At 48.7% G+C, this 14,808-nt stretch carries 10 protein-coding genes; 3 read left to right on the forward strand and 7 right to left on the reverse strand.

Annotated features, from left to right (window positions below; translation table 11 throughout):
* The first annotated feature begins 165 nt into the window (after positions 1-165).
* The 3 genes from VJ374_RS13365 (at position 166) to VJ374_RS13375 (ending at position 5,890) form a co-directional block, all read left to right on the forward strand.
* On the forward strand, positions 166-2,373 hold the full coding sequence (locus tag VJ374_RS13365; RefSeq protein ID WP_329469117.1) for a methyl-accepting chemotaxis protein: 2,208 nt from the start codon (positions 166-168) through the stop codon (positions 2,371-2,373).
* Positions 2,374-2,488: 115 nt separating this feature from the next.
* Positions 2,489-3,646: a helix-turn-helix domain-containing protein gene (locus VJ374_RS13370; protein WP_035410218.1), complete on the forward strand. Its 1,158-nt coding sequence runs from the start codon at positions 2,489-2,491 to the stop codon at positions 3,644-3,646.
* Positions 3,647-3,748: 102 nt separating this feature from the next.
* A complete protein-coding gene (locus VJ374_RS13375; protein WP_081780410.1) occupies positions 3,749-5,890 on the forward strand; it encodes a bifunctional glycosyltransferase/CDP-glycerol:glycerophosphate glycerophosphotransferase in 2,142 nt (713 codons plus the stop codon).
* A gap of 123 nt (positions 5,891-6,013) precedes the next feature.
* Here the strand turns inward: VJ374_RS13375 and rlmD are convergent, their stop codons facing one another.
* The 7 genes from rlmD to putP all read right to left on the reverse strand — a co-directional run bounded on the left by rlmD (position 6,014) and on the right by putP (position 14,774).
* Entirely contained in the window at positions 6,014-7,372 is a 1,359-nt protein-coding gene (gene rlmD / locus VJ374_RS13380) for a 23S rRNA (uracil(1939)-C(5))-methyltransferase RlmD (protein WP_308101944.1), read from the reverse strand.
* A gap of 25 nt (positions 7,373-7,397) precedes the next feature.
* Positions 7,398-8,360 carry a diacylglycerol kinase gene (locus VJ374_RS13385; protein WP_035410224.1) on the reverse strand — a complete coding sequence of 321 codons (963 nt, stop codon included), beginning with the start codon at positions 8,358-8,360 and terminating at the stop codon, positions 7,398-7,400.
* Positions 8,361-8,507: 147 nt separating this feature from the next.
* Complete coding sequence (gene gatB / locus VJ374_RS13390; protein ID WP_329469121.1) at positions 8,508-9,941, reverse strand: Asp-tRNA(Asn)/Glu-tRNA(Gln) amidotransferase subunit GatB; 1,434 nt, start codon at positions 9,939-9,941, stop codon at positions 8,508-8,510.
* A gap of 14 nt (positions 9,942-9,955) precedes the next feature.
* On the reverse strand, positions 9,956-11,398 hold the full coding sequence (gene gatA, locus VJ374_RS13395; protein ID WP_329469123.1) for an Asp-tRNA(Asn)/Glu-tRNA(Gln) amidotransferase subunit GatA: 1,443 nt from the start codon (positions 11,396-11,398) through the stop codon (positions 9,956-9,958).
* Between the two features lie 15 nt (positions 11,399-11,413).
* Positions 11,414-11,704 (reverse strand): Asp-tRNA(Asn)/Glu-tRNA(Gln) amidotransferase subunit GatC, encoded by a 291-nt coding sequence (gatC, locus tag VJ374_RS13400; RefSeq protein ID WP_023469336.1) that lies wholly within the window; start codon positions 11,702-11,704, stop codon positions 11,414-11,416.
* A 200-nt stretch (positions 11,705-11,904) separates the two neighbouring features.
* The gene (locus VJ374_RS13405; protein ID WP_329469126.1) at positions 11,905-13,122 is read right to left on the reverse strand and encodes an Nramp family divalent metal transporter; all 1,218 of its coding nucleotides are present in this window, start codon (positions 13,120-13,122) and stop codon (positions 11,905-11,907) included.
* 140 nt (positions 13,123-13,262) lie between these two features.
* Complete coding sequence (gene putP, locus VJ374_RS13410; protein ID WP_308101946.1) at positions 13,263-14,774, reverse strand: sodium/proline symporter PutP; 1,512 nt, start codon at positions 14,772-14,774, stop codon at positions 13,263-13,265.
* Between the last annotated feature and the right edge of the window lie 34 nt (positions 14,775-14,808).

Here is a 14,808-nt window from a genome sequence, read left to right on the forward strand (position 1 = left end):
TCCTCCCTAGCCACTCTGTGACACCCTTTTCATTTTATCATGAACCCTGCTCCGATTCATTTCTCAAATGATGAAAATCTCTACATAATTCCTTCATATTTGGTCATACTATTCCGATATTCCAAGTAGACAGAATTTAAAGACTATTTAGTTAGGAGAATACATATGCGCCTCCCGATCACGCGTCGCCTGTTCATCGGGCTTATTTTATTGCCCGCTCTCACTCTCGGTGCCTCGACCTGGTTTTCTTATGATCAGACGAGCCAAACCGTCGATCAGCTTGTAGACTCGACGTCACAAACCGCTTTGAAGCAACTCGAACAATCCTTTACACGAATCATTGATGATACGAAGAAGGATACGACCTTACTCGCAGGTCTTCCGTTCAACCGAGCGGACGGCGCTTTACCGAACTACACGGATCAAACGAAACAACCCGATCCGGCTACTCCTCCGACGCAAAAAGCGAGCGATATCTATAGCGTCCTAGAAAAGTACGGTTCATCGAAAATCGAAAACTCCTTCATTCAGTATGCGGATACCGCTGGTGGTTATCTCAACTGGCCAAAACAAGCGGCAGCACCTGGATACGATCCACGCAAGGAAGACTGGTACAACCAAGCACTCGATAACTCTAGCACCGTCATCATGAGTGAACCGCATTATGATGCGGCAACGAAACTATCCATCATCGGCTTCTCAAAAGCAACACTAGATGCACAGGCGAATATCAAAGGTGTCTTATCCATCTATAAAAGTATCGATCGCCTAGCAGAAGACATGAAGCGGATTGAAATCGGACAAAAAGGATTCGTCTTCAGCTATACCCAAAACGGAAAGATTGTCACCCATCCAAATAAAAATTATTTCTTCAAAAACGTAACGCAGATGAAAGAAGACGGAAAACCTTATTTCTCTGCTCCTAAAGCAATGATGGAACAAGAGTCGGGTTCGAACATCATGGACGTCGCCGGTACAAAATCCGTCGTCATCTGGCAGACCTCGTCAAAAACAGGCTTTAAGTTAGCTGTCGTTCTTGACTATGCTTCCTTGTATGCACCGAAAGAAGAAATGCTCAGTCAATCGTTGATCAACTTCGTCATCGCGATCGCCTTAGCCACGTTGATTGCTTGGTTGATTGGTCGATCAATCAATCGTCCTTTATCAACACTCCGTCAAGAAGCACTTGCCATCGCCTCTGGTGATTTACGGACGCCAAAGCGTCCGACACGTTTCATCCAAGACGAGTTGACGGATCTCACCGAGAACTTTGACGCGATGCGGGCTCGACTACGTCAAACAATTCTCGCTTTGACGACTTCAGCGACGACCGTCCGGGATGCATCTGCCGAACTCTCCACGAATGCAACGCACGTCCAAACAGCTTCTCTGAAAATCGGACGAACGATGGAAGAGATCGCGGCGGCTGGTGAAACACAGACGAAACAAGCAGAGCGCTCGTCCCATGCCGTTCATGGCGTCAAGGAACGGTCGACGGCCATGCAACACGTCGCGTCAACGACATTATCGGAAGTCTCGACCGTCGCTTCCGCAGCCGTTCGCGGAAGTGATGTAACGAAACAGACGATCGCCGATTTACTTGATCATTCCGTCTCACTCGAACAGGAAATCCAAAATACGTCCGACTTCCTCGGTAAACGATCGGATGAGATTGCCAAAGTCCTTGGCACACTACAAGCAATCTCGAGTCAGACGAACTTGCTCGCCTTGAATGCCGCCATTGAAGCAGCACGCGTTGGCGAACAAGGACGCGGATTCGCTGTCGTTGCGAGTGAAGTCCGAAAGCTTGCGGAAGAGAGTGACGCTTCTGCGAAGCAAATCAAACAACTCCTCGATCATATCCAAGACGAGACACAGACCGCGATGGGTGCGATGCACCATGTCATGGATGATTTGAAACGATCGCTTGATTCCGTCAAGACGACCGGTGACGATTTCGAGCAAATCGCGGGTTCCGTCCAACATGTCTCACGCCGGACAGAAGAACTGACCGGTGACATCCATGCGTTGACGCAAGCGACGGAAGAAGTCTCAGACGCCATGGGGACGATTCTCGCTTTGACGGAAGAGAATGCCGCAGGTCTTGAGACGAGTAGTGCGAGCATTCAAGAAACGAACGCAACACTCGAATCCGTGACGTCTGCCGCTACGCATCTTGCAAAGATTGCTGGTAATCTCCATCAACTGACGCTTGATTTCCAACTCGACGATACGAAAACATTGGTTCACGACTCCGTTGAAGAGGTCATACATTCGGAAGAATCCGTCTTGTATGAGGAAGCAGCTGTCGCATCACTTGACGAGGAACGACATGATTCGGATTTAAAGGTTCCTTCGTCTTCATCCGAATGATTTTTCAGCGAAGTCTTTTTTGAAAGGCTTCGTTTTTCATTGTTTCGTTCTCGACTATCCGCGAAAGAGGACATACACTAGAAGCAATCCACTATATTTCGAAAGGAGTCGTGTCATGAATCGCTTGTCGACGTCTGACTTGACGCAAATCGCAGAGCACCTCTACGGGATGACTGGTTTTTTCGTCACGTACCGAGATCATCACGGTACTCCGCTGTCGTTACGTCCAGAAGCTCCATCTCATCCGGGAACCTTACTGATTGAGAACGAATGGCCAGTACTAAAAAAGACTCCTCTACTCTATACCCTGAAAGATGGTACAGCTTACCTCTTTTTAGATGTTCCGGAACAAGGAATGTACCGAATCGGTCCGGTTTTACTACAATCGGCTCTTTTTCGGGCACACATCCAAGATGAAGCCTACCATCAGTTCTATAAAGCCTTACCACGTACGACGGAGAATCGACTGATTGACTGTGCTCACTTGATGTATCGCTTGTTACACGGGGAAGCTCTACCGAAGCGCGAGATCGAACAACAGTCTGATATTCAGGAAGCCGAAATCCCTCTCGTCGCAGACGCCCCTTCCCATACAGGCGTCACGGCATATCGAAAAGCCTGGCAACGGGAACAACAAATCATTGATTGGATCGCGACCGGTCAAAGTGAGCGCCTCGCTACGACCTATTCCCTGCCGGCCTATGGCGAGTTCGGAACACTCGCCCGTCATCAGCCGTTACGTGCAGAAAAGAATCTGTTGCTCGGGACTGTCCTCTTAAGCGCGCGTGCTGCGATTCGAGGCGGACTGGAACCGGATGAGGCATTCTCACTCAGCGACCGGATGATTGAGACGATTGAAGCGGCGACGAGTATCGCTGAGCTCCGGAATCGGCATGTCCGGATTACCGTTTCGTTTGCCGAAGCCGTCAAGGAGCTCCAAGCATTACGTCATTCGCCACATGTGTTGGCAGCCATTCGTTATATTCAGCAACACCTCTATGAACCTTTGTCCGTCTCGTCGATCAGTCAAGCCATCCATGTCTCGTCTAACTATCTGTCCGTCCTATTCAAAGATGAGACCGGTCTACCGCTCGCCCGCTACGTTATCCGGGAACGGATCCGGGAAGCGAAGCGCCTCTTGCGTTCTTCGGACGATTCCTTGCTGACGATCTCGAACAAGTTACACTTCTCGAGTCAAAGCCACTTCAGTCAAGCCTTCAAGCAGACGACCGGTGAGACCCCGACACATTATCGACAACGAAGTGAATTTTAAGAGAATCGTGCCTTTTTTTCGTTTTGTGATATCCTATTCAACAGGAACTATTTTCGTGAATCCGTCTTGAGCGGATTCTTTCAACAAAAAAGGAGAATCAACATGAACTCAATTAGTGTCATCATTCCTGTCTATCAAACCGAATCACAAACGAAGGCAGCCATTCAATCCGTTCTTGATCAGAAGGTGTCTATTCCGGTAGAAATCATCGTCGTCTTTGATGGACCAAGCCCATACATCGATGAGCTTCGCTCCCTCTATCCGACTTGTACGATCTTGGAACAAGCACATCAAGGAACATATGCTGCACGCCGTCGCGGCCTTGAAGTCGCGACAGGTGACTACGTCACATTCCTCGACAGTGATGATATCCTCGCACCACGTGCGCTCTATACGTATATCAAAGCCTATGAGAAATCACGCGGTGAAGTCATCATCGGTAAAGTCTCACCTGTCTACAACAAGAAAAAATGGCTTATGCCGATCGATGATGATCGTTATTTCTTCTACACTCGCACGAAATTCAATTCGCGTCATTTGACGACGATTCACGGCTGGATGATCAAAAAGGACTTGCTGAGCGATTTGCCGGTTCTTGAGACACGATGGTTTGCTGATACGATCATCGCGCATACGATTATCGCGAAACTGACGAACCTGACATCGGTCAGTTATGTCGTCTACGGTCGAAACTCACGCAGTACACCACTCGAGGGACAATCACTCTATCAAGCACGCGATATCACGACATTGACTGATATCTCACGAATCTATGGTATGTTATCTGCGCATACGATGGATAACACTGTTCAAAAGTTCTTGAATACATGGTACAAACGATTCATCTCAAAACGTGGTCGTGCGTTGCTTGAACGAAGCACGTCAAAAAGTCAGCAGGCAGATGTATTCCGTCACGTCGCTTACGATTTAAGACGGACGAAGACACGAAGTAAGTATCTACAAGCATGGTCGACGGGTTCCTACTTCATGTTCCGTTCATACATCACTGCCGTGAAGACAAAACGAACTCTACGGACGGCACGACGTAAAAAGATCAAGAACGGTCTGATGCTCTATCGCCTATTCCAAAAGATGCCGGTCAAAGAGAACCTCGTCTTATTTGAGAGTTTCCTCGGTCGGAGCTATTCTGATAATCCAAAGGCGCTTTACCTGAAATTAAAAGAACAACGCCCTGAACTTGAACTCGTCTGGATTTTCTCGAAAGAACCTTCAGATGACGTCAAGGAAGCTTGTCCGAACTGGGTGCTCAAAAATAGCTTCGCGTACTACCAAGCGATGGCACGCGCGAAGTATTGGATCTTCAACACGCGTCAGCCACTGAGCTTGAAAAAACGTGAAGAGACAATCTACCTTCAGACATGGCACGGTACACCATTAAAACGACTAGGTCTCGACATGGAAGAAGTCCATATGGCGGGAACGAATGCGACACGCTACAAACGGAACTTCTACAATCAAGCACAGGAATGGAACTACTTGATTTCTCCGAATGCGTATTCGAGCGAAATCTTCAAGAGTGCGTTCGGGTTCCAAAACACGATGCTTGAGACGGGTTATCCACGAAACGATCTCTTGTATGCGGACGATCAAGCTGGTTTAATCAGCGAAATCAAAGCGCGTCTTGATATTCCAGCCGACAAGAAAGTCGTTTTGTACGCACCGACATGGCGGGATGACGAGTTCATTGCGCGTGGAAAATACCGCTTTGATCTCCAACTCGACTTGAACGAGATGCAAGCCCGACTCGGTGACGATTACGTCGTCTTACTCCGGATGCATTACTTGATTGCACAAAACATGGACATCAGTGGACATGAAGGATTTGCCTATGACGTGTCGTCATACGGTGATATCGCAGAGTTGTATTTAATCAGTGACGTGCTAATCACCGACTATTCGTCTGTCTTCTTCGATTATGCGCACTTACAACGTCCGATGATCTTCTTTACGTACGACTTAGAGAAATATGCATCGACGTTACGTGGATTCTACTTCGATTTCGAAGCAGTCGTTCCGGGACCACTCCTAAAAGAAACGGATCAAGTCATCGATTATATCGAACAGATTGATACGAAGTCTGTCGCTTACCAAGAAAAATATGATCGCTTCCTCGAACGGTTCTGTAGCTTGGATGACGGCACGGCAAGTGAACGTGTTCTTGCTGAGTTGTTCCCGAGCACAGCACAGTCAACGATGGAGGATGAAACAACAGAAACAGAATGACGATTATCAAAATGAGAAATGGCTTAATAAAGCCGTTTCTCATTTTTTGTTCCCACCCATTAATTGCTAAGCGTAAAGACAAAAAAGCCTCCTTCCTTAGCGGAAAGAGGCATTCAAAGCGATTTAGTTACGGACGAACAAGGCAACGCTCTCAACGTGTGTCGTATGCGGGAACATATCGACCGGTGTCACTTCAACGAGTGTATAACCGAGCTCCGTCAACAACTTCGCGTCACGTGCTTGTGTCGACGCATTACATGAGACGTAGACGATCCGCTTCGGTGCGACATCTGCTGCAGCACGTAAGAACTCTTCGTCACAGCCTTTACGTGGTGGGTCGACGACGATGACGTCCGGTTGGATACCGGCTTTAACGAGATCAGGCATGACCTTCTCAGCTGCACCGTACTCGAACGTCACGTTCTCGATACCGTTCGCTTGTGCGTTCCGGCGTGCGTCATCGATTGCTTGCGGTACGATTTCGATACCGTAGACGTGCTTCGCTTGTTTTGCGAGTGACAATGAAATCGAACCGATTCCACAGTATGCATCAACGACTGTCTCCTCTCCTGTCAACTGAGCATACTCGAGCGCTTTCGCGTAGAGTTTCTCTGTTTGCAACGGGTTGACTTGGAAGAACGAATGCGGTGAGATCTCATATGTCAAACCAGCGATTTGATCGCGAATGACGGACGGTCCGTACAAGACGACGTTCTTTTTCCCAAGAATGACGTTCGTATCATCCGGGTTGATGTTGTGCTGGATCGAAGTGACGTTCGGTAACGCCTTTAAGATCCCTTCGACGATTTTATCGATACCGCGAAGTTGTTTGACCTTCGTGACGAGAACGACCATCAACTCGTTCGTATGGTAGCCATGACGTGCCATGATATGACGAATGACACCTGCTTTTTTCTTCTCGTCGTATGCTGGGACTTTTAAGTCAGCGAGGACTTTACGAACCGCTTGGACAGCTTCATCGTTTTCTTTGTTTTGGATCAAGCAGTAGTCCATATCGATGATCCGGTGGCTCCGTTTTTGATAGAAGCCAGCCATCAATTTGTTCGATTGGAACGCGACCGGTACTTGTGCCTTGTTGCGGTAACCCCATGGATCTTCCATACCCATCGTCTCGTGGACCGGAATCTCAAGGCCTGCTAGGCGCGCGAAAGCGTCACGAACGCGGTTGTGCTTGAATTTGAGTTCTGCGTCGTATGACAAATGTTGCAATTGGCAACCGCCACACTGGTTGTAAACTGGGCAAGGTGGCTCGACACGATCGGCACTCTTCGTCTTTTGACGGATGATGCGACCGAATCCGTAAGACTTCGTCGTTTTCGTGATCTTGATCTTGACCTGCTCCGTCGGCAATGCGCCTGGGATGAAGACCGTATATCCATCGATGCGCGCGACCCCTGATCCTTCATGTGTCAGGTCGACGATCTCGACGACGTGTTCATCGTTCTTTTGTACTGGAATCATGAATATCCTCCTTAAAAACCTCGCTTCACGCGAGGTTCATTTCTGCTTCTTGTAGTTGTGTATTAATCTGTTCCATTTCTTCGATCCGGAACTTTGGTGTCATGACTTCGAAATGAGAGCGAAGATTCGTCATCTCGCCTTCGCAGATGCCGCCAAACTCACCATCAATGTTCAAACTCATCTCTGATGTGTTCTTCATACGGACGAATGAGGTCGTGACATGCTCGATGCAAGGGTCCGAGAAATGATCCCCTTTCAAGGCAAGACGCATGACACGAATTAATTCGACGAGGTTACATTTCTTCAGGATGAAGAGATCAAACCGACCATCGTTAAGTGACGCGTTCGGTGACAACTTCTCGAATCCACCGACAGAGTTCGTATTGGATGTCAAGAACAACATGACTTCTCCTTTGAATATACCCTTTTCATGCTCCAGTTCGACATATGTTGGTCGGATTTGCGGAAGTTTCTCCATCCCTTTGACATAGTACGCGAGCTGTCCAAGTGCCGTCTTCAGCTTTGAAGGCACTTCGTACGACAGTTCTGTCATGATGCCGCCACCAGCGATGTTGATGAAGTAATGGACGCCTGTCGACCCTTCGATCTTACCGATATCGACCGGCATCGTATGTCCTGTGCAGATGACATCCATCGCCCCTTCGATCGTCAACGGAATACGCATCGCTCGACCAAAGTCATTCGTCGTTCCAACAGGTAGTACACCAAGCTTTGGACGTTTGCTATAAGCTGCCATTCCGCTGATCACTTCATTCAACGTACCATCGCCGCCTGCAGCGACGACAAGATCAAAGTCTGCTTCGCATGCTCGTGCTGCTTCATACGTCGCATCGCCGACCGCTTTCGTCGAGTAAACAGATGTCTCATAACCCGCTGCTTCGAGTCGGTCGAGGATATACGGTAAGTTTCGTTTAACCATCTCTTTCCCGGAAGTCGGGTTATAAATCACGCGCGCTCTAGGTCTCATAAGATTTTCTCCTTTTTGACTCAACCGTTCATTTGATACATAACTGTTTTATTCTACATGAACTCTCGAGACATTACAAAGCCAAAAAAGACAGCGTCCGTTTCTTCACCTCAGCGAGGGAGAGACAGACGCCATCTTAAGTGGAACTTATTTCAGTTTTTCGAGCTCTTCGTAGAAGAGTTGATCAAGGAGAGCAGGGTTTGCCATTCCTTTTGTTTTCTTCATGATCTGACCGATGACGAAGCCTTTCTTCCGATCACGTCCACCGAGTAACTCCTCGACGACGGCTGGGTTCGCTTCGAACATCTCGACGATGAGACCACGCAACAATCCTTCATCCGAAATTTGTGCAAGACCGTTTGCTTCAACGTATGCACGCGGCTCGACACCTTCTTCGATGACTGCCGTGAAGACTTGTTTGGCGATTTTCGAAGAAATCGTGCCGCTTGCGATCAAGTCGATCATCTCTGCCAAACGCGCTGGTGTCATCTTGACTGTTTCGAACGTTTCCGTCGATTTATTCAAGTGACCTTGGATCTCACCGACTGTCCAGTTGGCTGCTGCTTTTGGCTCTGCACCAGCTGCAAGTGTCGCTTCGAAGTACTCTGCCATTTCACGTGTGACCGTCAATTGTTTCGCGTCATACGCTGAAAGACCGAGTTCTTCTTGGTAACGAACACGGCGTGCATCTGGAAGTTCCGGGATACCGGCACGAATCGCTTCTTTCCAATCGTGATCCAGTACGAGCTTGACGAGGTCAGGCTCTGGGAAGTAACGATAGTCCGACGCCCCTTCCTTGACACGCATGAGGACGGTTTGTTTTTTCGTCTCATCGAAACGGAGTGTTTCTTGACGCATCACACTACCCGCAAGCAATAGTTTACGGTGACGATCTTCTTCAAACTCAAGCCCTTTTAAGACGTTTCCGAATGAGTTTAAGTTCTTGAGCTCTGTTTTCGTACCGAACTTCTCTTGTCCGTATGGACGCACCGAGATGTTACAGTCGCAACGGAGTGATCCTTCTTCCATCTTGACGTCTGAGACGCCTGCATATTGCAAGACTTCTTTGAGACGTTCGAGGTAGGCGACCGCGTCTTTCGGTGAACGCATATCCGCTTCACTGACGATCTCAATTAGCGGTGCGCCTGTCCGGTTGAAGTCGACGACCGAGTGGTTGGCACCCGTGTGGTTCATCTTACCAGCATCTTCTTCCAGATGGACACGTTCGATTCGGAAGCGTTTCGTTTCGCCATCGACTTCCGCATCGATGTAGCCATCAAAGCCGATTGGTTGATCAAACTGCGAGATTTGATACGCTTTTGGCGTATCCGGATAAAAATAGTTCTTCCGGTCGAATTTTGTTTGATCGGCTACTTGGCAGTTGAGTGCCATCGCTGCACGAACGGCGAGTTCGACGGCTTTTTCGTTGATTTTCGGCAAGACGCCCGGGTGTCCAAGACAAATCGGACACGTTTTCGTGTTCGTCTCTGCGCCATATTCCCGCGCACAACCACAGAACATCTTCGTGTTCGTGCTCAGTTCGGCGTGGACCTCGATCCCGATGATCGTTTCAAAGTTCATGATACATTCGCTCCTTATAACTTCGGAAGCGCGAATCCACCTGTCGCAAGCTCAAACGCATGCGCAGCGCGATAGATCGTCGCCTCATCGAAATGTTTTCCAATGATTTGTAAGCCGACCGGAAGACCGTCGACGAATCCAGCTGGAACCGAGATCGCTGGGACACCTGCTAAGTTAATCGGAATCGTCAAGATGTCATTCGCATACATCGTGACCGGGTCATCGAGCTGTGCACCGAGTTCGAATGCTGGTGTCGGTGCTGTTGGTCCGATGATGACGTCATAGTTCGCAAGGACATCTTCGAAATCTTTTTTGATTAACGTCCGAGCTTGTTGTGCTTTTTTATAGTAGGCATCGTAGTAACCAGAGCTGAGTGCATACGTTCCGAGCATGATCCGGCGTTTGACTTCGTCTCCGAATCCTTGTGAACGGGAATACTTGAAGACATCTTCAAGTGCGTCCGCCTCCGCGCGGACACCGTAACGAATGCCGTCAAAGCGTGCGAGGTTCGATGATGCTTCTGATGAAGCGAGTAAGTAGTACGTCGCAAGCGCATATTTCGAGTTCGGAAGTGAGACTTCGTCAACAGTTGCACCGAGTGCTTCGAGTTTTTGGATCGCTTCACGGATGTTGGCTTTGACGCCTTCACTGACACCTACGCCGAAGTATTCTTTCGGAACAGCGATCTTCAAACCTTTGATATCACCTGTCAACGCTTGTGTATAATCCGTTGCTGCAACGTTCGCAGACGTCGAATCCATCTCACAATGTCCTGCGATCGCGCTCAAAAGATACGCGTTATCTTCGACTGTTCGTGTCAACGGACCAATTTGGTCAAGGGACGACGCGAACGCAACGAGACCAAAGCGTGAGACGAGACCGTATGTCGGTTTCAACCCAACGACACCACAATAGGCAGCCGGTTGACGAATCGAACCGCCTGTATCCGAACCGAGGCTGAACAAGACTTCGCCTGCTGCGACAGCAGCTGCTGAACCACCCGAAGAACCGCCTGGAACGTGTTTTGTATTCCATGGATTGCGAACCGGTTTGTACGCTGAGTTCTCGTTTGAAGAACCCATTGCGAACTCATCCATGTTCAACTTCCCGATTGTGATTGCCCCTGCTTCATGCAGACGCTCGACGACCGTCGCATCATGTGCTGGTACGAAGTTCTCAAGGAATTTCGAACCACATGTCGTCGTCATTCCTTTCGTGACGATGTTATCCTTGACGCCGATTGGAAGACCAAACAGTGGGTTCGCTTCGTGTTTCGCGACATCATCCATTCGTTTCGCTTGCTCGAACGCTTCTTCATTCAATGAGAGAAACGCACCGATTTTTCCGTCGACGCGGTCGATTTGATCAAAGGATTCCTTGACGAGTTCAGAAGCTTTGACTTCGCCATCCTGAATGAGTGTGTGTAATGTTTTGACACCATGTTCAAAAAGTGACATCGGGTCATTTCCTCCTTATTCGAACACCGCTGGGACGCGGACTTGTCCGTCTTCCCAATCGGGTGCGAGTCGTTCTACTTCCGTACGCGGAAGTGATGGACGTACTTCGTCCTTACGTAGGACGTTCTTTAAATCGAGGACATGAGTCGTCGGTTCGACGCCTGTCGTATCGAGTTCATTTAATTGTTCAGCGAACCCAAGAATCTTCTCGAGTTGTCCTGTGAATTGTGCTACTTCTTCATCTGTCACGGCAAGGCGTGCCAAATGCGCCACGTGGCGGACTTGCTCCTCATTAATCTTTGCCATGTCATTCCACCTCCGGAACTTTTGCGATATATTTTACACTATTTCTAATCATAGCACTTTTTGTCCAGACAAAAAAGACGATGGTGCATCGGGGGGAGGTCCGCACCATCGTCCTTATAGGGGTAGCAAAGCTTCCGGGCGGAAAGCTTCTAGTTATGAAATACCCGGTTTAAATCAGACGAAACAAAAATACTGAATATTCATACTAAGACATCAAAGAGTAAATAGATATTGAAGACGATGACGATCGAGACGATGATCCATGCCAACGCGTTCATGAAATGACTGTTTCGATGTTCCTCCATGTACCGTTCACTCGCTGTCGCCCGAATCAAAGGGATTAGCGCGAACGGAATCCCGAACGATAAAGCGACCTGACTCAGGACAAGTGCTCGTGTCGGATCAAAACCGGAGAAGAGCAACAAAATCGCCGGTAACATCGTCACAGTCCGTCGAACGAACAACGGCAATTGAAGATGGAGGAATCCGCGCATGATCGCGTCACCTGACATCGTACCGACACTCGATGATGCAAGACCTGAAACGAGTAAGGCAATTGCAAACAGATACGGCGCGATGCCACCAAGCGTGACATGAAGTCCCTCATAGATCGCTTCAAGTGAACCAGCTTGATATTTCGTACCGTAAAATACACTGGCCGCGATGACGAGCATTGCTCCGTTGACCGCTCCGGCGATCAGCATCGCTCCCCAAATATCGAAGCGTTGGATTCGTAACAGCGGTATTTTGTTTGCAACATGTCCCATCCGTCGCTTCGTTAAATCGGAATGGAGATAGATCGCATGTGGCATGACGGTTGCTCCGAGCATCCCGGCAGCAAGCACGATGCTCGACGTACCCTCAAATCCCGGTACCAATCCTGCCGATAGATCGCGAAAGACCGGATGAACTTCAAACACTTCAATTGCAAAAGCGGCAGCGATGATTAAAACAAGCACCGCGATGACGGCTTCGAAATGTCGAAGTCCCTTTTGCTCGAATCCGAGGATGACGAATGATAAGACTGCCGTCAACAGCGCCGCCATACGTAAGTCGATCGCAAACAGTAAATGAAATCCGAGTGCGGCTCCGACGAACTCCGCGAGATCGGTCGCCATTGCGACGAGTTCCGCTTGTACCCAGTAAAAGAAGCGATAGACCGGCGATAACTCTTCTCGAATCACCTCCGCTAAACTAAGATTGCTGACGATTCCAAGTTTGGCTGATAGGAACTGAATGACGACGGCCATCAAGTTCGAGGCAACGATGACCCAGAGCAGTAAATAGCCATATTGAGCACCTGCTGTCATGTTCGTTGCAAAGTTTCCCGGATCGAGGTACGCGACGGCAGCAACGAACGCCGGTCCGATATATGTCCGTTTTTTGGGTACATCTTGTGTAAGTGGCTGTGTCACCATCTCATTCACCTCACTTTTTTGTTTTTATTATACGCTCATTTTGCGTAAGCGCAACAAATATGTTTATGGTAAATAATAACGTATCAAGTAAACAAAAAAAGGAGTGTCTCCTTTACTCAGGAAACACCCCTTTCCGTTATTTAGACGATTTTCCGCTCAGGCTCTGCACCTTTTAGTTGCGCTTGTACTTGATCGAACTCATCATAGATCGCTTGACTCGGTTCCTTCGTCACGAGACTACCGATAACGAGCGCGATCGTCGAAGCGATGAATGCTGGAATCATCTCATACATTTCCGAAATGTACGATGGTAATCCCTCAACATTCTGGTTAATGAGAATCCAAGCAATGACAACGACGGATCCCGTGATCATTGAAGCGAGTGCTCCCGTCTTGTTCATCCGGCGCCACAGTAAGCTGAACAGCACGACCGGACCGAACGCTGAACCAAAACCAGCCCACGCGTATCCGACGAGTGTTAAGATCGACTTCTCCGCACCGAATGATAAGAGAATCGCAAGAAGCGCTACGACAAGAACCATAGCACGCCCCATCAACATCAATTCACGGTCTGAAGCATCACGTTTAAAGAAACGGTGATAGAAATCATTCGTTGCCGCACTTGAAGAAACGAGCAGCTGCGTCGAAATCGTCGACATGATCGCAGCAAGTAAGGCTGCAAGCAACAACCCTGTAATGAACCCTGGGAAAAGGTCACGTGATAATTGAATGAAGACATTCTCTGGATTTTTTAATCCCGCACTTTGTTGCGTGTAATAGGCATATCCGATCAAGCCCGTCACCATTGCACCAACGATCGAGAACGTCATCCAAATCATCCCGACACGACGCGCCGACTTCATCTCATGTAAGTTACGAATCGCCATGAAACGAACGATGATATGCGGCTGTCCAAAATAGCCGAGTCCCCACGCGAGAAGCGAGATGATACCGATCGTCGTCGTCCCTTTGAACAGTTCCAGTTTCGAGCCGCCTGTCGACCGGATCGTCTCCAGTGTATCATTAATCCCACCACTTAAAGTCAGCGCGACAGCTGGTACGATCAGCAATGCGATGACCATGATCATCCCTTGCACGACGTCCGTCCAACTGACGGCAAGGAAACCACCGAGGAAGACATACGCAATGACGACGCCTGCGAGAATCCAAAGACCTGTTGTATATTCAAGACCAAAGACAGCTTCGAATAAACGACCACCTGCGACAAAACCACTTGATGCGTACATTATAAAGAATATTAAAATAACTCCAGCTGAAACGGTACGCAAAACACCACTTTTATCGTGGAATCGTTTTTCAAAGTAATCGGGAATCGTGATTGCATCCCCTGCATGTGCCGTATACGCACGCAGACGAGGCGCGACGAGTAACCAGTTGGCATAGGCGCCAAGTAATAATCCGACGACAATCCATCCACTGGACAGACCAGTTGCATACATCGCACCCGGTAAACCCATCAACAGCCACCCACTCATGTCACTTGCTCCTGCAGAGAGCGCCGTGACGACGGGACCGATCGTACGTCCTCCAAGCATATAGTCATTCATGTTCTTCGTCCGATAATACGCAATGACGCCAAGTGCGACCATCAGGCCGAGATATAGCAAAATCGCGAACCACATTCCGTTCATCCTTGCTCCTCCTTTTTCCGTGATATAAGAAAAA

This window comes from Exiguobacterium sp. 9-2 (genome assembly GCF_036287235.1).
In the GTDB taxonomy this organism is placed as follows: Bacteria; Bacillota; Bacilli; order Exiguobacteriales; family Exiguobacteriaceae; genus Exiguobacterium_A.